The organism is Nocardioides sp. FY1077 (assembly GCF_058681775.1).
Genome location: NZ_JBZWDB010000002.1, coordinates 307,325 through 327,451 on the forward strand (window position 1 = coordinate 307,325; position 20,127 = coordinate 327,451).

18 protein-coding genes and 1 tRNA gene are annotated in these 20,127 nt (G+C 75.6%); 7 read left to right on the forward strand and 12 right to left on the reverse strand.

Translation table 11 applies throughout. The features are described from left to right. The first annotated feature begins 175 nt into the window (after positions 1 to 175). Positions 176 to 460, forward strand: coding sequence for a hypothetical protein (locus AC4OR8_RS06360; protein ID WP_492164695.1), 285 nt, complete (start codon positions 176 to 178; stop codon positions 458 to 460). Between the two features lie 187 nt (positions 461 to 647). Here the strand turns inward: AC4OR8_RS06360 and AC4OR8_RS06365 are convergent, their stop codons facing one another. After that, positions 648 to 836, reverse strand: coding sequence for a hypothetical protein (locus AC4OR8_RS06365; RefSeq protein ID WP_492164696.1), 189 nt, complete (start codon positions 834 to 836; stop codon positions 648 to 650). Between the two features lie 38 nt (positions 837 to 874). On the opposite strand from AC4OR8_RS06365, the gene AC4OR8_RS06370 reads away from it, so the two are divergent. Beyond that, positions 875 to 1,528, forward strand: a complete 654-nt coding sequence (locus tag AC4OR8_RS06370; RefSeq protein ID WP_492164697.1) for a GrpB family protein — start codon at positions 875 to 877, stop codon at positions 1,526 to 1,528. On the opposite strand, the gene AC4OR8_RS06375 is transcribed toward AC4OR8_RS06370, so the two are convergent. From AC4OR8_RS06375 to AC4OR8_RS06395, 5 genes are read right to left on the reverse strand one after another with little or no spacing between them, the layout of a single operon-like run. Further along, positions 1,509 to 2,342 (reverse strand): Cof-type HAD-IIB family hydrolase, encoded by an 834-nt coding sequence (locus AC4OR8_RS06375; protein ID WP_492164698.1) that lies wholly within the window; start codon positions 2,340 to 2,342, stop codon positions 1,509 to 1,511. The two genes, AC4OR8_RS06370 and AC4OR8_RS06375, sit on opposite strands and share 20 nt — an antisense overlap. A gap of 24 nt (positions 2,343 to 2,366) precedes the next feature. Beyond that, positions 2,367 to 2,951: a hypothetical protein gene (locus tag AC4OR8_RS06380; RefSeq protein ID WP_492164699.1), complete on the reverse strand. Its 585-nt coding sequence runs from the start codon at positions 2,949 to 2,951 to the stop codon at positions 2,367 to 2,369. Next, positions 2,948 to 4,720, reverse strand: coding sequence for an alpha/beta hydrolase (locus AC4OR8_RS06385; RefSeq protein WP_492164700.1), 1,773 nt, complete (start codon positions 4,718 to 4,720; stop codon positions 2,948 to 2,950). The genes AC4OR8_RS06380 and AC4OR8_RS06385 overlap by 4 nt, the downstream gene beginning before the upstream one ends. Then, a complete protein-coding gene (locus tag AC4OR8_RS06390; protein WP_492164701.1) occupies positions 4,720 to 5,046 on the reverse strand; it encodes a hypothetical protein in 327 nt (108 codons plus the stop codon). Before AC4OR8_RS06390 ends, AC4OR8_RS06385 begins: the two co-directional genes overlap by 1 nt. Beyond that, positions 5,037 to 5,666, reverse strand: coding sequence for a hypothetical protein (locus AC4OR8_RS06395; RefSeq protein WP_492164702.1), 630 nt, complete (start codon positions 5,664 to 5,666; stop codon positions 5,037 to 5,039). Before AC4OR8_RS06395 ends, AC4OR8_RS06390 begins: the two co-directional genes overlap by 10 nt. A gap of 164 nt (positions 5,667 to 5,830) precedes the next feature. Here AC4OR8_RS06395 and AC4OR8_RS06400 point away from each other — a divergent pair, with 164 nt between their 5' ends. Both AC4OR8_RS06400 and AC4OR8_RS06405 read left to right on the forward strand, forming a co-directional pair. Continuing rightward, a complete protein-coding gene (locus AC4OR8_RS06400; protein WP_492164703.1) occupies positions 5,831 to 6,613 on the forward strand; it encodes a CoA transferase subunit A in 783 nt (260 codons plus the stop codon). Next, the gene (locus AC4OR8_RS06405) at positions 6,610 to 7,239 is read left to right on the forward strand and encodes a 3-oxoacid CoA-transferase subunit B (RefSeq protein ID WP_492164704.1); all 630 of its coding nucleotides are present in this window, start codon (positions 6,610 to 6,612) and stop codon (positions 7,237 to 7,239) included. The genes AC4OR8_RS06400 and AC4OR8_RS06405 overlap by 4 nt, the downstream gene beginning before the upstream one ends. Before the next feature lie 30 nt (positions 7,240 to 7,269). On the opposite strand, the gene AC4OR8_RS06410 is transcribed toward AC4OR8_RS06405, so the two are convergent. Next, positions 7,270 to 8,205 carry an SGNH/GDSL hydrolase family protein gene (locus AC4OR8_RS06410; protein WP_492164705.1) on the reverse strand — a complete coding sequence of 312 codons (936 nt, stop codon included), beginning with the start codon at positions 8,203 to 8,205 and terminating at the stop codon, positions 7,270 to 7,272. An 88-nt stretch (positions 8,206 to 8,293) separates the two neighbouring features. Next, positions 8,294 to 8,536, reverse strand: a complete 243-nt coding sequence (locus AC4OR8_RS06415; RefSeq protein ID WP_492164706.1) for a hypothetical protein — start codon at positions 8,534 to 8,536, stop codon at positions 8,294 to 8,296. Between the two features lie 158 nt (positions 8,537 to 8,694). Here AC4OR8_RS06415 and AC4OR8_RS06420 point away from each other — a divergent pair, with 158 nt between their 5' ends. After that, a complete protein-coding gene (locus AC4OR8_RS06420) occupies positions 8,695 to 9,495 on the forward strand; it encodes an enoyl-CoA hydratase/isomerase family protein (RefSeq protein WP_492164707.1) in 801 nt (266 codons plus the stop codon). Between the two features lie 147 nt (positions 9,496 to 9,642). Next, positions 9,643 to 10,359 carry a DUF881 domain-containing protein gene (locus AC4OR8_RS06425; RefSeq protein WP_492164708.1) on the forward strand — a complete coding sequence of 239 codons (717 nt, stop codon included), beginning with the start codon at positions 9,643 to 9,645 and terminating at the stop codon, positions 10,357 to 10,359. A 25-nt stretch (positions 10,360 to 10,384) separates the two neighbouring features. Here AC4OR8_RS06425 and AC4OR8_RS06430 read toward each other — a convergent pair whose 3' ends face one another. The 3 genes from AC4OR8_RS06430 to AC4OR8_RS06440 all read right to left on the reverse strand — a co-directional run bounded on the left by AC4OR8_RS06430 (position 10,385) and on the right by AC4OR8_RS06440 (position 14,944). Beyond that, positions 10,385 to 12,121, reverse strand: coding sequence for a hypothetical protein (locus tag AC4OR8_RS06430; RefSeq protein ID WP_492164709.1), 1,737 nt, complete (start codon positions 12,119 to 12,121; stop codon positions 10,385 to 10,387). 196 nt (positions 12,122 to 12,317) lie between these two features. Further along, the gene (locus AC4OR8_RS06435; RefSeq protein ID WP_492164710.1) at positions 12,318 to 14,678 is read right to left on the reverse strand and encodes an ATP-binding cassette domain-containing protein; all 2,361 of its coding nucleotides are present in this window, start codon (positions 14,676 to 14,678) and stop codon (positions 12,318 to 12,320) included. Positions 14,679 to 14,870: 192 nt separating this feature from the next. Beyond that, a tRNA-Phe gene (locus AC4OR8_RS06440) sits at positions 14,871 to 14,944 on the reverse strand. A 130-nt stretch (positions 14,945 to 15,074) separates the two neighbouring features. Between AC4OR8_RS06440 and AC4OR8_RS06445 the strand changes: the two genes are divergently transcribed. Further along, complete coding sequence (locus tag AC4OR8_RS06445; RefSeq protein WP_492164711.1) at positions 15,075 to 16,061, forward strand: helix-turn-helix domain-containing protein; 987 nt, start codon at positions 15,075 to 15,077, stop codon at positions 16,059 to 16,061. A 25-nt stretch (positions 16,062 to 16,086) separates the two neighbouring features. Here AC4OR8_RS06445 and AC4OR8_RS06450 read toward each other — a convergent pair whose 3' ends face one another. Next, positions 16,087 to 19,944 (reverse strand): S8 family serine peptidase, encoded by a 3,858-nt coding sequence (locus AC4OR8_RS06450; protein WP_492164712.1) that lies wholly within the window; start codon positions 19,942 to 19,944, stop codon positions 16,087 to 16,089. Positions 19,945 to 20,127: the final 183 nt, after the last annotated feature.

Sequence of the window (20,127 nt, forward strand, 5' to 3'; positions counted from 1 at the left end):
GGTGACGGCGGTCACCGTACTCGCCCGTCCCCGGTTCCGGGAGTGCCGACAACGCGACCCCTTGGGGTGAGACATGGTGTCCCGCTCGGGGGTACCGGAGGTATGGGCAGCCCCGCTCCGCTCGCACCGGCTCCGTGCCGCTGCTGCCCGCGAGCCGCAACACAGAGGAGTCTCCATGGCTACCAGGAACACCGCGTCGTCGGCCACCGCCACGACCAACCACGACCACACCCGCCGCATCTCCACCGAGACGAAGGCGTCGGTCAAGACCACCGAGCTCATCGCCTACGTGCTGACCGTCATCGGCGTGCTGGTGGCCGCGGCCATCACCGACGTCTCCGACTTCGGCACCCAGGAGGCGTGGTTCTACGTCACGCTGCTGACCATCGGCTACATGGTGAGCCGCGGGCTGGCCAAGTCGGGCAGCCGCGACTACTACGACGACAACTCCGACCACTGATCCGGTGTTCTTCTTCTTCAGCAACCGGCTCGGCTGTCTCGGATCGCTGCTGCTGTCGGTCGTCGTGACCGTCGTCCTGCTGCTCGCGCTCTCGCGCTAGCCAGGACGCCGCGCACACCGGCCGCGCCCCCGTCACCTCCTGGTGGCGGGGGCGTCGCCACGTCCGGACACCTCCGCCCCCGGGCGCTCAGTGGCGCGGCAGCACGGCGGTCGCCGTACCGCGGTGCGCAGCGGCGGCCAGGGCGCCCGCGACGTCGGCGGCGACCCGCCAGTCCGGGTACGCCGCGCGGCTGACGACCACCCGCGACCACCGGGTCACGGTCACCCCCCGAGCGAGGTCGTCCCACGACGCGGTCGCCACGTCGAAGGTCCACACGCGCCCAGTCTCCCGCTCCGGCTCGCTAGCCTGCGCCCATGCCCACCCGCGCCGACATCGTCACCTTCCACGACCCGCCGGTGCCGCCCGGGCTGTCGCCGTGGGTGGCGGGGTCCGGCCCGGCACCGTCGGTGGAGGTCGTCGCGGCCGACCCCGCCTGGCCGGGCTGGTACGACGAGCTGGCCGCCCGGGTGCGCGGCGCCCTGGGCTGGCGGGTGCTGCTGCTGCAGCACGTCGGCTCGACCTCGGTGCCGGGGCTGGCCGCGAAGCCGGTGGTCGACGTCGACCTCGTCGTGGCCGACGCCGGCGACGAGGCGGCCTACGTGCCGGCGCTGGAGGCGGCGGGCTTCGAGCTGCGCGTGCGCGAGCCGTGGTGGTTCGAGCACCGCCTGCTGCGCGCCGCGCAGCCGCGCTGCCACCTGCACGTGTTCGGCCCCGAGAGCCCCGAGCCCGTCAAGCACCGGCTCTTCCGCGACTGGCTGCGCGCCACCCCCGCCGACCGCGACCTCTACGCCGCGACCAAGCGGGACGCCGCCGCGGCCGCGGTCGAGGCCGGTGAGGACTCGATGCAGTACAACGCGCGCAAGGAGCAGGTGGTGCGCGAGATCTACGTCCGCGCCTTCACCGCGGCGGGCCTGCTCGACGGGTCGTCCGCCGGGCCCGACGAGCCGCTCAGCCCAGCAGCGCGGTGAGCGTGGTGACCACGCCGTCCTCGGTGTTGGCGGGCGCGCGGTGGCGGGCGCGGGCGAGCACGTCGGGGTGGGCGTTGGCCATCGCGAACGACAGCTCGGCGGCGTCGAGCATCTCGAGGTCGTTGAGGTAGTCGCCGAACACCACGGTCTGCGCGGCGGAGACCCCGAGCGCCTCCTGCAGGCGGCGCACGGCGTGGCCCTTGTGCACGTCGGGCGGCATCACGTCGACCCAGTGGTGGCCCGAGACCACGACCTGGAGGGTCTCGCGGAAGCGGGCGAGCCCCGGGGCGGTGGTCGTCTCGGGGTCGCCGGAGGTGAACACCGCGACCTTGACCACGGCGTCGTCGACCTCGCGCAGGTCGTCGACCTGCACCAGGCTGGCGTAGTACGGCTCGACGTTGTCGAGGAACGCGCGGTCGGTGCGCTGCACGTAGGCGGCGCGCTTGCCGCACACCACCACGCCGAGGTCGACGCCGTCGGCGGCCAGCGCGTGGGCGACGGCCACCACGTCGGCGACGTCGGCGGGGTCGATCAGCGTCGAGCTGAGCTCCTCCTCGTCGCGCACGACGTAGCCGCCGTTCTCGGCGATGAACACCATGCCGGTGCGCACCCGCTCGAAGGTGCGCAGCAGCGTGGCGTACTGGCGTCCGCTGGCCGGGGCGAACACCACACCGCGCTCGCGCATGGTCTCCAGCAGGGGCCACAGCCCGTCGGGCACCTGCCCGGCGCCGTCGAGCAGGGTGCCGTCCATGTCGGCGACCACGAGGCGTACGCCGGTCGCGGGCGGGGCGGGGGGCGGTGGGGTCGCAGGCACGCCCCCAGGATGTCAGTGGCCGCGTCAGGCCGGGGGGTCGAGGTCGTCGACCGGCCGCTCGGCGTAGGAGCGGGCGACGTCGGCGGAGGTGTCGACGCACGGCGACGACACCACCAGCTCGGCGGCGGCCCGGCCCACGCTGAGGCTCAGCTCGAGGCCGTCGCGCGCGGCCTCCACGACGAGCAGCCCGCTGGCCTCGGCGGACGCCGCGTCGGGGGCGTCCTCGACCTCCCACCCGGCGTCGGTGAGCGCGTCGGGCACCCGAGCGGCGAGGTCGGCCAGCGGCCGCGGCGCGGCGCCGAGCACGGGCGTGCTGCGGTAGCGCACCCCCGACGGCGACGGCTCCATGCCGCAGGTGCGGTAGCCGGCGGCACCGCCGCTCACCTGGCTGCCGAGGGCGTCGGCGAGCCCCGGCAGCACGTCGTCGACGGCAGAGGCCACGTCGTCGGGTGCGGCGTCGAGGGCGGCCGCGGTCGCCTCCGGTGGGGCGCCCCCGGTGTCCCCGGTGTCGTCCCCGCCGGAGCCGTCGGGGCCGCCGCAGCCCGCGACGAGCAGCACGACCGCGCCGGCCAGCGCTGCTCGTGCCGAGGACGGGCGTCGGCGCGTCACAGCCAGCCTCGCGGGTCGACGTGGTCCCAGACGTCCTCGGCGAGCTCGCGCCCGCCCTCCCACACCTGTTCCGCGCCGCTGACGACCGACGAGCCGACCAGCACGTCGCTGAGCGACTGGTCGCCGGCGTCGCGCCCGTCGACGACGGTGGGGTCGCGACCGGCGACCACCGCGGCGATGTTGTCGAGCGACTCGTCCTCGAAGTAGGTGGAGTGGTTGGCGATCAGGTCCTGCACGCGGTAGGACCCGGGGTCGACCTCGAAGCGGGTGCCACCGAAGCTCTCCTGCGCGGGGTCGTGGCCCAGTGCGCCGATGCCGCCGCTGGCTCCGTGGCCGAGCAGGGACACGGGGTCGTAGTCGGCGGCGCCCACCCACACGTCGGCGTCGGTCAGGCCGGCGGCGGTCGCGGTGGGGGCACCGGGGCTGCCGAGCAGCACCACGTCGTCGGCGGCCGCGCCGTCCTGGGCGGCGTGCGCCACGGCCGTGGCGCCGTAGCTGTGGCCGACCAGCGTGACGTGGGCCGGGTCGCCCTGGTCGGTGGCGCGCAGGCCGGCGACGAAGTCGGCGAGGTGGTCACCGGCGGTGTCGGCGCCGGTGGGGGTCACCACCGACGACAGGTCCTCGAGCTCGTCGAGGTCGGTGAGGGAGTCGGCGCTGGGGGCGTCGTAGTCGAGCCACAGCACGGTGGCCACCGACCCGTTGCCCAGGTCGCGGGCCTCGCGGTGGAGGTCCTCGACGTTGTCGAGGCTGCCGGCCATGCCGCTGACCTCGCTGGTCGTGCCGGGCACGTACGTCGACACGTGGTCGGCGCGGTCGGGGTCGCCCAGGCTGAGCGCCACGCCGCCGTCGCCGGAGTGGGCGCCGGGGCGGTAGGCGATCAGGTGGGCCAGGTGGTCACCGGTGGCGAGGTCGACCTGCTCGCGGTACTCCTCCAGGGCGTCGCGCACGGCCGTGGCGTTGGCCATCGCGGTGCGCTCGTCCTCGGTGAGCTGGCCGTCGGCGTCGCGCTCGGCCCAGCGGTCGAGGTCGCTGTGCAGCCCGGCGCGGTTGGCCTCGTCGCGGTCGGCCACCGGCACGCCGTCGGTGTTGCCGACGAGCTCGGGGTGCTCGGTCATCAGCGCCTGCTGCTGCGCCGGGCTCAGCCCCTCCCACCAGCGGCGCACCGCCACGGGGTCGCCGGCGCGCTCCTCCAGCTCGCGACGCAGGGCCGCCGCCGAGGCGCGGCCGGGCGCGGCCGCGGCGTCGTCGCCCTCCCCGGTGGTGTCGACCGCGCGCAGTGCGGCGACGTAGGCGTCCTCGCAGGCCACGACGTCGTCCCACCAGCCGTCGATGTCGCGCACCAGGCGCGCGGCCCGCTCGCGCAGCAGCCGGGCGTGGTCCTGCAGCGGGGCCACGTCGGGGGCGCCCTCGGCGAGGGCGCGCAGCTCGGCGACGGCGTCGTTGAGCACCACCCGCTCGCCGTCGAGGTCGAGCCGGCGGGTCTCCAAGGCCAGCAGGCGGTCCTCGAAGGCGTCGGTGGCCACGACCGCGGCGTCGAGGGCGGCCTCGGCGGCGTCGAGACGGTGGCCGAGTACGGTCATCGCGTGCTCGGCGGCCTCCCGGGCGTCGCCCTCCCAGTCGGCCAGGGAGCCGCGGTCGGCCCAGGCCTGGGAGTCCTTCACCGAGGTGGTCACCGCCCGCAGGTCGATGGCGACGGCGCGCGCCCGCGCCGACGTCGACTGCATCTCCGGCGGCGGGCCGACCGGCGCCGGCAGCACGAGCACGGCCATCAGCGCGTCGTGATCGGTGCGTCGGCGTACGCCGCGGGCAGCAGCGCGCGCAGGGCGCCGGCCTCCGCGGCGTCGGTGGCCCGGGCGTCGTCGTCGACCAGGGCGAGGGCCTCGCTGTGGGCCTGGGCGGTGGTCGCCAGGTCCTTCACCTCGTCGACCCAGGCCTCGCGGAAGGCCTGCACCGCCGCCGACACCGTCGGGGCGAGCCCGCCGGTGGCGACGAGGTGGAGGCGGCGCCAGGCGCCGTCGAGCCCGTCGGCGACGCCGTCCCAGTCGTCGTGCGCCTGCTGCAGCACGCCGGGCGGCACGTGCAGCGTCACCGCCACGACCGCACCTCATCCAGCAGCGCGCGGCGGTCGTCGTCGGCGACGGGCAGCATGCCGGTGGCCACGGTGACGGCGGTGGCCGCGGCGCCGGTCTCGACCCGCAGGTCGACCATGCCCTGGGAGGCGGTGAGCAGCGGCGGCAGCTCGGGGGGACGCGCGCCGCGCTCGGCCACCACGCCCCAGCCGGCCCGCCCGAGGTGCTCGGCCAGCGCGGTCATCAGCGCCTCGCCGGCGTCGGGGCCCACGCCCCGCAGCGCCTTCTCCACCAGCAGCGCGGCCCGCGGGCCACGGCGGTGCCAGCGCACCACGGGGGCGTCGTCGGCGTCGGCACCGCCGGCCTCCACCAGGAACGGGCGCACCGACGTCCAGGTCGCCCAGGCCACGCGGGCGGCCTCGCGGGCCACCTCGCGCGGGACGCCGGGCTCACCGGACCCGCCGGGCCCGTCGGGGCTCGCCTCGTCGGTCGTGGGGGAGCCGTCGCGGCCACGGGGCGGGGGCAGCAGCACCAGGTCGACGTCGGGGTGGCGCTCGCGCACGCGCGACCAGAACGGGTCGGCCGCCACCACGGCGGGGTCGACGCGCCGCAGGACGGGCTCGCGGTCTCCGGGGGTCGAGGTCACCCGCCGCCCCTACCCGGGGCGCCGCCGCCCGAAACGGCCCGGTGCACCGGCTGTGGACCGGTGTCGGCAGGGGCCGGGCACGGGTCGAGTTGACGCCGCCGCGGCCGTGGCGTGTGATCTGCCTCACCGGGTGCGCGGACGTCGCGCCGGGCGAGGAGGACGGCGTGGACAAGGTGGTGGCGTCGGCGGCCGACGCGGTGGCGGACGTCGCGTCCGGCTCGCGGCTCGCCGTGGGCGGCTTCGGGCTGTGCGGCATCCCGTCGGTGCTCATCGAGGCAGTGCTCGAGCGCGGCGTCGACGAACTCGAGGCGGTGTCGAACAACTGCGGCGTCGACGACTGGGGCCTGGGCCGGCTGCTCGCCGCCCGGCGGCTGCGCCGGGTCGTGGCGTCGTACGTCGGGGAGAACCGCGAGTTCGCCCGGCAGTACCTCTCCGGCGAGCTCGAGGTGGAGCTGACCCCGCAGGGCACGCTCGCCGAGCGGATGCGCGCCGGAGGGTCGGGCATCGCCGCGTTCTTCACCGCCACCGGCGTCGGCACCCAGGTCGCCGACGGCGGCCTGCCCTGGCGCTACGACGCCGCCGGTGAGGTCGTGGTGGCCTCGCCGGCCAAGCAGACCCAGGTCTTCGAGACCGCCACGGGACCGCAGGAGTTCGTGCTCGAGCACGCGGTCGTCGCCGACGTCGCGCTGGTGCGGGCCTGGCGCGGCGACCGGCACGGCAACCTCGTCTACCGCGCCTCGGCGCGCAACTTCAACCCGCTCGCCGCGATGTGCGGACGGGTGACGATCGCGGAGGTGGAGGAGCTCGTCGAGCCCGGCGAGCTCGACCCCGACCACGTGCACACCCCCGGGGTGTTCGTGCAGCGCGTCGTCGCGCTCACCCCCGAGCAGGCCGCCGACAAGCGCATCGAGCGGCGCACCGTGCGCCCGAGGGAGACCGTGGCATGAGCTGGACACGTGAGCAGATGGCCGCCCGGGCCGCCGCCGAGCTGGCCGACGGCATGTACGTCAACCTCGGCATCGGGCTGCCGACCATGGTGCCGGCGTTCGTCCCTGACGACGTGGAGCTGGTGCTGCAGTCGGAGAACGGCATCCTCGGCGTCGGCGACCACCCCCTCGACGGCGAGGAGGACGCCGACCTGGTCAACGCCGGCAAGGAGACGGTGACCGTGCGGCGCGGGGCGTCGTACTTCGACTCCGCCACGTCGTTCGCGATGATCCGCGGCGGCAAGGTGGACGCCGCGATCCTCGGCGCCATGCAGGTCAGCCGCGCCGGCGACATCGCCAACTGGATGGTGCCGGGGAAGATGGTCAAGGGCATGGGCGGGGCGATGGATCTCGTGCACGGCGCCCGCCGGGTGGTGGTGCTGATGGAGCACCTCGCCCGCGACGGGTCCTACAAGCTGGTCGAGGAGTGCTCGCTGCCCTACACCGGTCGCGGCGTCGTGCAGCGCGTGATCACCGACCTCGCGGTCGTCGACGTGGAGCCCGACGGGCTGCACCTGCGCGAGCTGGCGCCCGGTGTCAGTGCCGACGAGGTGCGGGAGAAGACCGAGCCCGAGCTGCTGGGCTGACCGCGCCGGTCAGCCCCGGTCAGCCCCCGGTCAGCGCAGGCCGAGCACCCGGATCGTGCGGGTGGCCATCCGGGCCTCGCCGAGCGCGTTGGGGTGCACCACGACGGGGTTGGTGCCGAGCACGGCGGGCTCCACCCAGCGGGTGCCGACGCCCTGGCAGGCGTCGTGGCCCTCGGAGACCCGGTTCAGGTTCACGTACGTCGCACCGGTGGCCTCGGCCGCGCGCCGCACGGCGCGGTTGAGGACGGCCTGCACGCCGCGGACGTAGGCCACGTCGCCGTCGGCGATCGGCATCTGCGGGTAGCAGCCCTCGGTGCGCGGCATGATCCACGGGTAGCCCAGGATCGCGACCCGTGCGTTCGGGGCCTGGCGCCGCACCTTGCGCAGCGCGCCGACCAGCGACGGGTAGGTGACCTCGCGGACGGTGTCGGCGAACGACGAGCCGTACTGGTCGCGGCACGGGGAGCCCTGGCCCAGCGACGCCACGCCGAGCGTGCCGCACTGCAGGATCGTGCCGATGAAGACGTTGCTGTCGTTGCCGCCGATGGTCATCGTGACCAGGCGGGTGCGCCCGTCGAGCGCCTCGAGCTGCGGGGGCACGCCGGGGTACTGCTCCTCGGTGTACGACGAGGTGTCGGCGCCACCGCAGGTGACGTCGGTGAGCCGGGCGCCGAGGCGCTCGGCGACGAGGTGGGGGTAGTTCAGGCTCGAGCGCAGGCACTGCGGCGGTGCGGCGGGGTCGAGCGGCAGCACGCCGGACGCCGCGCTGTAGGAGTCGCCCAGCGCGACGTAGCGCAGGCCGCGCCCCTCCCGGGCCTCGCTCGTGCTCGCGCTGCCGACGGTGCCGACGCTGCCGACGCTGCCGGTGGACGACGTGCTCGCGCCGGCGGGAGCGCCCACGGCGCTGAGGCCGGCGGTGGTGGTGAGCACGGCCGCGGCGAGGGCGGCGGCGAGGCGACGAGGCATGGGATCTCCCGGGAAGGTGGTGGCGCGTGTGGTGTGACCCTAGGCACACCCGGGTCGGGCGACCACCCCCGCCCGGGTGCCGGCGGGCTCAGCCGACCCGCACGGCCGTCACCACCGCGTCGTCGTCCAGCACGCCCGGCGAGCCCGTGTCGGGGGCGTCGACCTGCAGGGTGAGCCGGTCGTCGCGGTAGTCCATCGTCTGCAGGACGCCGGGGCGCGCCACCCGCACGCGCCAGCCGGCGGCCCGGGCCTGCGCGGCGGCGTCGGCCACGCCGAGGCCCACCAGGCGTCGGTGGTCGAAGGGCTCGCCGCGGCCGGTCGTCGCACTCATGGTGCTCCTCGTCGTCGGGCAGGTCGCTCGTGGGGATCCGGTCTCCTGTGAGCACGATGCCAGGCACCGCCCGCGGGTGCTCGCCGGGTGGTCGCCGGACTGGTCTACTGGCCGTCCCGGACCGGCGGCCCACCGCCGTCCGACACCGAGGAGGCCCGATGTCCGACCCCACCGAGCCGGTGCTGCTCACCCGTGACGACGCGGTGGCCACCGTGACCCTCCACCGCCCGGAGCGCCGCAACGCCCTCGACCTGGCCACCAAGCGGGCGCTGCTGACCGCCCTCCGGGACGTCGCCGCCGACGACGGCGTGCGCGCGGTCGTGCTGACCGGCTCCGGCCCGGCGTTCTGCGTGGGCCAGGACCTCGCCGAGCACGCCGCCGCGCTGCGCGAGGACCCCGCGGCCGCCCTCGACACCGTCGACGAGCACTACGCGCCGGTCGTCACGGCGCTGGCCACGATGCCGAAGCCGGTGGTCGCCGCCGTGGGCGGTGCCTGCGTGGGGGCCGGGCTTGGCCTGGCGCTGGCGTGCGACCTGCGGGTGCTGTCGTCGCGGGCCACCTTCGCCACCGCGTTCACCGCCATCGGCCTCACCTGCGACTCCGGCCTCGCCGCCACCCTGGTCGCTGCCGTCGGGCAGGCGCGCGCCGCCGAGCTGGTGCTGCTCGGCACGTCGTTCGACGCCGAGCAGGCCGTGTCCTGGGGCGTCACGGGCACCGTCGTCGAGCCCGACGACGTCGGCGACACCGCGCACACGCTGGCCACCCGCCTGGCCGCCGGTCCCACCCGTGCCTACGCCGAGTCGAAGGCGCTGCTCGCGCTGGCAGCCGGGGGAGCGGGCCTCGCCGAGGTGCTGGCCGCCGAGTCGGCCGCCCAGCACCGCCTCGGCACCACCGCCGACCACCAGGGCGCGGTGGCGGCGTTCCTCGCCAAGCAGCGGCCCACCTTCACCGGCCGCTGAGCCGAGCTGCGGGGGTTTCGAGACGCTCGCTGGCGCTCGCTCCCGACCACCGGGGGTCGCTCGCTGGCGCTCGCTCGTCCACCACCGGCGGGCCGGCTGGCATGCTTCGGTGCGGGGAGCACCCGCCGACGAGCCCGGAGGAGAGTCGTGAGCACACCGCCCGTCCCGCCGGGACGTCCCGGGCCGCGACGCTCGACCACGGCCCGCGTGGGCATCGGCCTGCTGCTGGGACTGCTGGGCTTCGCCACGGTGGTGCAGGTCGACAACTTCGCCGAGCCCGACGCGCTCTCCTCCTACCGCGAGTCCGACCTGGTGCGGCTCTACTCCGGGCTGCAGGCCGCGACGGCGCGCCAGCAGGGCCGGGTCGAGGCGCTCCAGCGCGAGCAGCAGGGCCTGGAGGCCGACCTGGCCGAGGAGCGCCGGCTGCTCGCGGAGGCGGCCGACGGCGCCGAGGACCTGGCGCTGGTGGCCGGCACGGTGCCGGTGACGGGCCCCGGCATCTCCGTGGTCATCGAGGACCCCGGCGCCGTCGTGACGACCACCGCGATGGTGGGACTGGTCTTCGACCTGCGCTCCGCCGCGGCGGAGGCCATCGCGGTCAACGGCGTGCGGATCACGCTGTCCTCGTCGTTCGACGGCGGGCCCGGCGCCCTCGTGGTCGACGGCACGCCGATCGAGGCGCCCTACCGGCTCGACGTGGTCGGCGTGCCCGCCACGGTCACCGGCGCGATGACCTTCCGCGGCGGCTCCAGCGTGGCGCTGCAGGAGGCGGGCGCGGTGGTGACCACGACCCCCCGGGTCGGCCTGCGCCTCCCGGCGGCCGAGGAGCAGCCGGCGCTGGAGTACGCCGAGCCGGTGTCCTGACCGCTCCCCGACCCGGGGCCGGCGGTCAGCGCCGCGGGAACTGCAGCCCCGGTGTGGTGCGGTCGGCCTCCATCACGATCGTGTCGCCGTGGGTGCCGTACCCGAGCAGCTGCTCGTAGGGCTGACGGCTGTTGAAGGTGACCAGCAGCCACCGGGTGCGACCCGCGCGCAGCGGCACGGGGAAGACCATCGGCCACGGGATGTTCGTGGGGTGGGGGGCGTCGAGCAGGCCCACCTGCTCCATCTCCAGGTCGTAGACGGGGTACTGCCCGCGGATGTCCTCGGGCGAGGCGTCGCCGTTGCTGGCCAGCAGGTACCACTCGTCACCGAACTTCTGCAGCACGGTGCCCTCGGTCTCGTTCTTCGAGGCGTCGGCGCCGACGAGCTCGAGGTCGGTGAAGTCGGCTCCACGGGGGCTGCGCGCCAGCGCCGGGTAGAAGTCGAAGAACCGGCGCGCGTTGACGAACGCGACGTACCAGCGCCCGCGGATGCGCACGACGTGCGGGTCCCACTGGCCCACGGCCTCGCTGGGCAGGTCGGTGGTCGGCAGCGCCAGGGGCCGGGTGCGCAGCACGTGCACGCCGGAGAGCAGGTCGCGCCGCGACGGCACCGTGACGTAGTTGACCTCGACGCCGTCGAAGCTGAAGTCGCCCCACGTGGAGTTGGTGACGATCCAACGGTCGTTCGCCTCGTCGAGCACGAGGTGGCCGGCGTGGTCACCGAGCACGGCGTCCAGGCCCTCGCGCTGGAAGAACAGGTTGGCCACCTGCTCCAGGTCGAACGTGCGCAGGTCGAGGGTCCACACGCCCCAGTGGGCGGTCTCGAAGAACGCCAGGCCGGCCTGGGTGAAGGTGAAGTAGGCCTTGCCGTCCTTCAGGTACGGCGTGCCGTCGGCGCGGGTGACCAGGTGGGGGTCGCGCAGCCCCAGCTCGCCGAAGTAGCCGGCCTCCACCGAGGCCAGCTCGGTGGTGCCCGACCCCGAGCGCGCCCCGAACCCGTTGCGGTAGCGGGCGAGCTCGCTGGGCCGGCGCAGGTCGAGGAGCCCGTCGAGGCGCCCCTGCACGATCGGCACCGGGCCGGTGCCGTCGTCGAGGAACGCCACCACCGTGCTGCTGGTGAGGGCGAAGCCCAGCGAGAACGGTGCGGTCTGCGCCGCGACCTCCGCCGTGGCCAGCGTGGTGACGGCGCCGCCGACGGTGACGTCGAGGCCCACGGTGCTCGTGGCGGCGTCGTACCACGCCAGCACGTGGTCCTGGCCGCCCGCGACCAGGCCGGCGTCCACCCGGTCGACCTCAGGGTCCTGCGCCATCGAGGCGACCTGCACCACCACGGCGGCGAACGGCGCGACCTGGGCGGTGCGCGAGCGCAGCAGGGTCGCGTGGGGCCCGGGGCCGAGGTGGAGGCGACCGTCACGGCGCCGCACGGTGCCGGGGGTGCCGTCGGGGGAGACCACGTCGTATGCGGGAGCCGGGCCGCCGGCGAAGCGGTCGCGCAGCTCGACGAACCGGTCGGCGACCAGGTGGGTCTGCCGCTGCTGGCGGCGCACGTCGAACGTGAGGTCCATCGGCTCGAGGTCGGCCGACGGGGCCAGCCGGGCGGCACCCGCGGCACCCGCGGCACCCGCGGCGCCAGCGGGCAGGGCGGCGCCGGCCGCGCCGAGGGCGCCGGCCAGGCCGGCCGCGCGGAACAGCGAGCGGCGGTCGAGGGTGGGCGCGCCCGGCGCCGCGGAGGCCTCGGGCGTAGGGGGGACGGACGGGTGCATGACGGCTCCTCGGGGCGTGTGCGGGCCCGGACGCCGCGCACTGGTGGTGTGACCGTCATCACTGTCGCAGTGTGCGGGTCTGAGTTCAAGACGCACGAGGCCGCACTTTCCCGGGGTCGGCACTGCGCGAGCCTGCGCGAGTCCGAGCGGTTGTGTGCGGATGAGCGCGGTCGACCATCCCGACGGCGGGCCCGGCTCAGCGCCCGACGTACGCCGCCAGGTGCTCGCCGGTCAGCGTGGAGCGCGCCGCGACCAGGTCGGCGGGGGTGCCCTCGAAGACCACCCGGCCGCCGTCGTGCCCGGCGCCGGGGCCGAGGTCGACGATCCAGTCGGCGTGGGCCATCACCGCCTGGTGGTGCTCGATCACCAGCACCGAGCGCCCCGCGTCCACGAGCCGGTCGAGCAGGCCGAGCAGGTGCTCGACGTCGGCGAGGTGGAGCCCGGTGGTGGGCTCGTCGAGCACGTAGACGTCGCCCTTCTCGCCCATCTGGCTGGCGAGCTTGAGCCGCTGCCGCTCACCGCCCGAGAGCGTGGTGAGGGGCTGGCCGAGGGTGAGGTAGCCCAGCCCGACGTCGTCGAGGCGGTCGAGCACCTTGTGCGCGGCCGGGGTGCGGGCCTCGCCCTCGGCGAAGAACCGCGCCGCCTCGGTCACCGACATCGCGAGCACGTCGGCGATGCTCTGCCCGCCCAGCGTGTACTCGAGCACCGAGGCCTGGAAGCGGCGGCCCTCGCACTCCTCGCAGGGCGACTCGACGGTGGCCATCACCCCGAGCTCGGTGAAGATCACGCCGGCGCCCTTGCACGCCGGGCAGGCCCCCTCGGAGTTGGAGCTGAACAGCGCCGGCTTCACGCCGTTGGCCTTCGCGAAGGCCTTGCGGATCGGGTCGAGCATGCCGGTGTAGGTGGCGGGGTTGCTGCGCCGCGACCCGCGGATCGCGCCCTGGTCGATCACCACGACCCCGTCGCGCCCGGCCACCGACCCGTGCACCAGCGAGCTCTTGCCGGAGCCGGCCACGCCGGTGACCACGCACAGCACGCCGAGCGGGAGGTCCACGTCGACGCCGCGCAGGTTGTGGCTGTCGGCGCCGCGCACCTCCAGGACGCCGGTGCGCGCGCGCAGCGTCTCCTTGAGCGAGGCCCGGTCGTCGAGGTGGCGCCCGGTGAGGGTGTCGCTGGTGCGCAGGCCCTCGACGTCGCCCTGGTAGACGATCTCGCCGCCGTGGCTGCCGGCGCGCGGACCCAGGTCGACGGCGTGGTCGGCGATGACGATGGTCTCGGGCTTGTGCTCGACGACCAGCACGGTGTTGCCCTTGTCGCGCAGCCGCAGCAGCAGCTGGTTCATCCGCTCGATGTCGTGGGGGTGCAGGCCGATGGTGGGCTCGTCGAAGACGTAGGTGACGTCGGTCAGCGAGGACCCGAGGTGGCGGATCATCTTCGTGCGCTGGGCCTCGCCGCCCGACAGCGTGCCGGCCGGCCGGTCGAGGGAGAGGTAGCCCAGCCCGATGTCGGCGAACGAGTCGAGCAGGTGCTGCAGCCCGGCCACCAGCGGGGCCACCCCGGGCTCGTCGAGCTCGCGCACCCACGCCGCGAGGTCGGTGATCTGCATGCGGCACAGGTCGGCGATGGAGCGGCCGCGGATCTTCGACGACAGCGCCTCCCGGCTCAGCCGGGTGCCGTCGCAGTCGGGACACGTGGCGAACGCGACCGCGCGCTCCACGAACCGGCGCACGTGGGGCTGCAGGGCGTCGACGTCCTTCGACAGCATCGACTTCTGGATGCGGGGGACGAGCCCCTCGTAGGTGAGGTTGATGCCCTCGACCTTGATCTTGGTCGGCGGGGCGTACAGGAGCTTCTCGCGCTCCTTCGCCGTGAACGACCCGATCGGCTTGTCCATCGGCAGCCCGGCACCGGCGAAGATCCGCCCGTACCAGCCGTCCATGCTGTAGCCGGGCACGGTGAGCGCGCCGTCGGTGAGCGAGAGCGTGTCGTCGTACAGCGCGGTGAGGTCGATGTCGCTGACCGCGCCCATGCCCTCGCAGCGCGGGCACATGCCGCCCTGGTAGACCGCGTCGCGCACCACCGCCTTCTCCTCGCGCCCGGCCTTCTCGGTGGTCATCACGCCGCTCGCGGTGCGCGTCGGCACGTTGAAGGCGAACGCCGTCGGCGGCCCGACGTGGGGGTCGCCGAGCCGGCTGAACAGGATGCGCAGCATTGCGTTGGCGTCGGTGGCGGTGCCGACGGTGGAGCGCGGGTTGGCCCCCATCCGCTCCTGGTCGACGATGATCGCGGTGGTCAGGCCCTCGAGGAGGTCGACCTCGGGCCGCGACAGCGACGGCATGAAGCCCTGGACGAACGCGCTGTAGGTCTCGTTGATCATCCGCTGCGACTCCGCGGCGATCGTGCCGAACACCAGCGAGCTCTTGCCCGAGCCGGAGACCCCGGTGAAGACCGTGAGCCGGCGCTTCGGGATGTCGACCGAGACGTCCTTGAGGTTGTTGACCCGCGCGCCGTGCACGCGGATGAGGTCGTGGGCGTCGGCGGCGTGCGGAGCGGTCATCGGGTCTCCCGGGGCGGCAGGTGCGTGGGTCGTCGGGGACGCCGACGACCGGTCGGCCGCAGCATCCCAGACCACACCGACCGCCGGGAGGCGCGCGACTCATCGGCGGCGGCCGGCGCTGGGACGACGAACGGCCCCCGCGGTCTCCCGCGAGGGCCGTTCGTGCGACGGTCCGAGGACCGGTCGTGCTCGTGGGCAGGGGCGGGGTCGAACCGCCGACCTTCCACTTTTCAGGCGGACGCTCGTACCGACTGAGCTACCTGCCCGAGCGAGCAGCACCCTACAGGAGTCGCCGGGGCCCCACGAATCGCCCGCACCCGGCGCCGGGGAGGACCGGAGCGAGGCTCGCTAGCATGGGCGCGCTCGGCGCAGGTCGCCGCGCGGGAAGGGAGCCCGGTGCAGGAGTCGCTGCCGCTCGACCCGGCGGAGGAGGAGGCCTACCGGCTGCTCGTCGGCCTGGCGCAGGCCCGCCCCGAGCAGCTCGCCGAGGTGGCCGCACTGCCGTTGGAGGCCGCCGACGAGGTGCTGCGCCGGCTGCAGGCCAAGGGGCTGGTGGTCGGTCAGGGCGACGGGCCGGTCTACCGCCCGCTGCCGCCCGACGTCGCGCTCGGCACCACCCTGCTGCGGCGCCAGGAGTCGCTGGAGGCGGCTCGCGGGATGGTCGCGGCGCTGAGCGAGGAGTACCGCGCCGGCGCTCGCCGCCGCGACGCCCACCACGTCGTGGAGGTGGTGATCGGTGCCGCCGCGCTGCGCGAGCGCCTGCGCACCCTGCAGGACTCCGCACGCGAGGAGATCCTGTGGTTCTGCCGGGCCAACCCGCTGGCCATGCAGGGCTCCGACAACACCGAGGAGCGCGACGCGCTGGCCCGGGGCGTGCGCTACCGCGCGGTCTACGAGCGTGCCCTGCTCGAGCAGCCCGGTGAGCTCGCCAGCGTGCTCGAGGGCGTGGGGTGGGGTGAGGAGGCGAGGGTGGCGCCGTCGCTGCCGGTGCGGCTGGCGGTGGTCGACCGCCGTACGGCGATCTGCCCGCTCACCCACGACCAGGAGCGGGGCATCGGTGAGCCGACCGCCGCCGTGATCGGCGGCGGCCAGCTCCTCGACGCCCTGCTCGACCTGTTCGAGGGCCACTGGGAGCGGGCCAGCCCGCTCGCGGTCGACGGCCCGCCGTCGGCGGTGCGGGGCGTGCCCGGCGATGCGGTCGGCGAGGCCGAGCGGCTGCTGCTCTCCCTGCTCGTCGCGGGGGTGCCCGACAAGTCGATCGTCACCCAGCTCGGCATCAGCCGGCGCACCGTGCAGCGCCGGCTCGACCGGTTGATGGGGCTCGCCGGCGTCGACACCCGCACCGCGCTCGCCTACCAGGCGGCGCGGCGCGGGTGGGTGTGACCCCGCTCCGGGCGGCCGGGGGCCCTCAGCGTCGGCTGTAGGCCCGCACCACCTCCTGCTCCACCGTCGAGGACCCGTCGGTGGCGCTGATCCGCAGCGAGACCGGACCCCGCCCGGCCGGCACCCGGGCGACGTGGCCGCTGCCGGCCCGGCGCACGCTCACGCGCTGCCAGGTCGCCCCGTCGTCGTACGACACCCGCGCCGACACCGACGCACCGCTGACCGTGGCGCCCTCCTGGTCGCCCACCCGGAGCCGCAGGGTGTGCGCGGCGCGGGGTGCGCGGCCGTGGGCGTCGGTGGCCACGCCGTAGGAGACCTGGAGCAGGTCGAGCGGGACGGTGGTGCCGTCGGCGGGGCGGGCGGAGTCGAAGGTCCACGCCGTCGACGTCCGGGTGCCGCGCCGCCACTCGCGCTCCTCGCGGGCGACGTCGAGCACGAGCCGGTAGGTCGCCGCGCTGCTCGGCACGTCGACGGTGGTGCGGGCGTGCGGCAGCTCGGCGAGCAGGTCGCCGTCGCGGTAGAGCCTGGCGCCGGTGGTCGCGTCGGCCACCGAGTAGTGGCCCTCGGCGTCGACGAACTCCGGCACGGCCAGCCGGAGGACGTCACCGGTGCGGTCGGACGGCGCCTGCGGCACCGCTGCGGGCCGCACCACCGGTGCCGACCACGACTCGTCGGACGCGCCGGGGTCGTAGGTGCGGGTGGGGCCGGTCAGCCCGCCGGTCACCCGGCCGGTGAACGACGTCTGCCAGCGGTGCAGCACCTGGTGGCGCCACAGCGTGTCGCCGGAGGAGACCCACTCGACGCGGGTGCTGGGCGTCGCCACGGTGCGCTCGGTGTCGTTCCAGGCGTAGGTCATCCAGGGACGCCAGCCGAAGCGCTGCTCCTTGGCCCAGGGGAAGCCGCCGTTGTCGACGTACGTCGTGGCGACGCGGTGGCTGTTGGCGCGGCTGACCTCGTGCACGATGCCGTCGGGGACGGCACCTGCGGACACCTGGACGACGTCGTAGAGGTAGGGGCTGCTGCGCGTGGTCTCCAGCACCACCTCGGGCCGGTCGCCGGGGCGGCCGGCCCGGGCCAGCTCGACCAGACGGGCGCCGTCGACCGCGGTGGTGACCATCGCCGGGAGCGGACCCCGGTCGATGGTGGGGTAGAAGACGGTCCGGATGGTGCTCTCGGTGGGACGTACCAGCACCACCGCCGCGGCGCCGGCGTCGGCGGCCGCCTGCACCTGGTCGGCCTCGGCGTCGCGCAGGGGCGCGTCGAGCACGACCACGCGGCCGCGCGCCCCCCTCATCGCCGAGCCGGGGGCCACCAGCTCGAGCCGACCGGGCCCGTCGAGCAGCGGCGACTCCGGGAGCAGGCTCGCCTGGGGGCGGAACCCTGCGCCCGGCACCCGCAGCAGCGCGCCCGGGCGCACCAGCTGCCAGCGGGAGGAGAACTCGAACTCCCCGTCGCGCACCGGCTCGGTCGGCGTGACCCATGGCTCGGTGCGGGCGAACGACATGACGCCGTGCGTCACCTCACGGCCGTTGGCGTAGGCCCGGTGGGTGTACCAGCTGATCACCGACTCCTGCTCGGCGACCTGCGGGGTGCGGATCTCGACGGGGCGGGTCTCGCGGGCGTCGAGCACGATCGAGGTGTCGCCGGTGACCGTCACGTTCGGGTCGATGATCGTGCCGGTGCGCTCGGCCTGCGCATTGGCGTAGTCCTCGATGATGCCCTGCACGAGGTAGTCCCCCTCCTCGACCTCGAGGGTGGCGACCTCGCCGTCGCCGAGGTAGCCGAGGTACTCGGTGCCGGGGTGGTCGCCGTAGATCGTCAGCGCGGGCACGAAGGTGTCGCCGCCGTCGAAGCCGACGGCGGAGATCGTCAGGGTGTGGGTGGGGCCGCGCCGCACCGCGCCCAGCGCCGTGCGCACGACGACGTCGCCGGCACCGGTGCCGGTCAGGGCGCCGCTCCAGCGGCCCCGGTCGAGCCGGTCGGCGTCCAGGGCCACCGTCACGTCCGCCGATCCTCCGGCCGGCACCGTGACCTGCGCCGGAGCGGTGAAGCCCTCGGTGGTGGCGCCCGGGTCGTCGAGGTTCTCGGCGTCGACGGCCAGGTCGAGCACGAGCGGCTCCTCGCCGCTGTTGCGGTAGGTGACCGTGCGCTCGGTGACCGCGTCGGGGTCGCCCTCGGCCTGCAGCGCGAAGTCGGCCACGCCGGTGCCGGTGACCTCCTGGGCGACCGCCCGGGTCAGGTCGACCCGTCCGGCGCCCTGCTCGTAGACACCCAGCTCGGGGTTGGGCCGGGCCGTGCTGACCAGCGCGTCCTTGAGCTGCTGCCCCGACCAGTCGGGGTGCTGCTGGGCCAGGAGCGCGGCCGCCCCCGCGACGTGCGGGGTGGCCATCGAGGTGCCCGACGCCGCCGTGTAGAGGGCGTCGACGGGGGAGTCCATCGCCGTGCCGGCCGCCCGCGCCGCGACGATCGCGACGCCGGGTGCGCTGATCTCCGGCTTGAGCCCGCCGTCACCGACGCGCGGGCCCCGGCTCGAGAAGGGCGCCAGCGACTCGTCGCGGTCGACCGCGGCCACCGACAGCGCCGCGGGGGCGGTGCCGGGCGTGGAGACGGCCTCGTCGGCGCCCTCGTTGCCCGCGGCCACCACGAAGAGGGCGCCGCTGCGCTCCGAGAGCGCCTGCAGCGACAGGCTGAGCGGGTCGGTGCCGTCGGAGGCGCCCCCGCCGAGGCTCATGTTCACGACCGCGGCGCCCTCGGCGACGGCCCACTCCATGCCGGCGATGATCCCGGAGTCGTAGCCGAAGCCGTCGTCCCCGAGCACCTTGGCGACCAGCAGGTCGGCCTCGGGGGCCACCCCGCGGTGGGTGCCGTCGCCACCCGCGCCGCTGCTGGCGACGGTGGCGGCGACGTGGGTGCCGTGGCCGAACAGGTCGGCGGTGCCGGTCGCGCTGCCGGTGAAGTCACGGGCGGCCTGCACCTGCCCGACGAGGTCGGGGTGCTCGGCGTCGACGCCGGTGTCGAGCACCGCCACCTCCACGCCCTCGCCGCGGTAGCCCGCGGCCCAGGCGTCCGGTGCCCCGACCTGCGCGACGCTGCGGTCGAGGGTGGCCTCGGCGCGCCCGTCGAGCCACACGTGCTCGATGCCACCGACCAGCCGGTCGGCGGCCGCGGGGTCCTCGGGGGTGCGTGCCACCGCCGCCGGGCCGGGAGTCAGCGAGCGCCACACCTCGCCCAGGGCGACGACGTCGGCGGCCAGGGCCGCCCCGTCGATGCTGGGCAGGGCGCGGGTGCGGCTCGCCCCGTCCACGGTGCGCGTGGCGGCCCGGGTGCCGTCGGCCCAGGCGACGAGCAGGGGCAGCGCGTCGAGGGCGGCGTACCCCTCGTCGAGGAGCGTGCTGACCTCGAACAGCTCCTCGTCGAGGACGCCGGAGGCCAGGAACGGCACGGCGTCGCTCGGCACGACCTGCAGCTCGCCGTCGACCTCGGTGGTCTGGAAGGTGACGCGGTCGCGGCCCTTGCCCGGGATGACCGAGGCGGTGCGACGCCCGTCGCCGGCGTCGGTGACCGTCACGGTGTCGCCGGTGACGAGGGTGATCCGTCGCACCTCGCCACCGAGCGCCGCCGCCCCGCCTGCCGCAGCGCCCGCGCCAGCAGCGCCTGCGCCCGCAGCGCCCGCGCCAGCAGCGCCTGCGCCACCGGGGGCGCCGTACGACGGGCCGCCGGGAGCGGCGCCGACGGGCGCCTGGCCGGCCAGGCCGAGGGCCAGTGCTGCGGCGCCGACGGCGAGCACGGCCCGGGTGGTCGGACGGGCCGGCCCGGCGCCGGGCGACCGGCCGGGCGACCGGCCGGGTGACGACGGGGTGGACGGGGGCACGGGGTGGGGCATGGGGTCCTCCTGGCCTGCGGCTGGCGACGGGGGCCGTCGCAGCGGTGGCGTCAGTGTGGTGCGCGCTGCGACCGCGCGGGGCCCGACGCCGTGCCCGGGATGCGCCATGGCGCACACGCGCCACCTGCCGGTGACCGACCTCACCGGGCAGCACGCGCTCGGCCCACGTGGTGCTCGCCACCG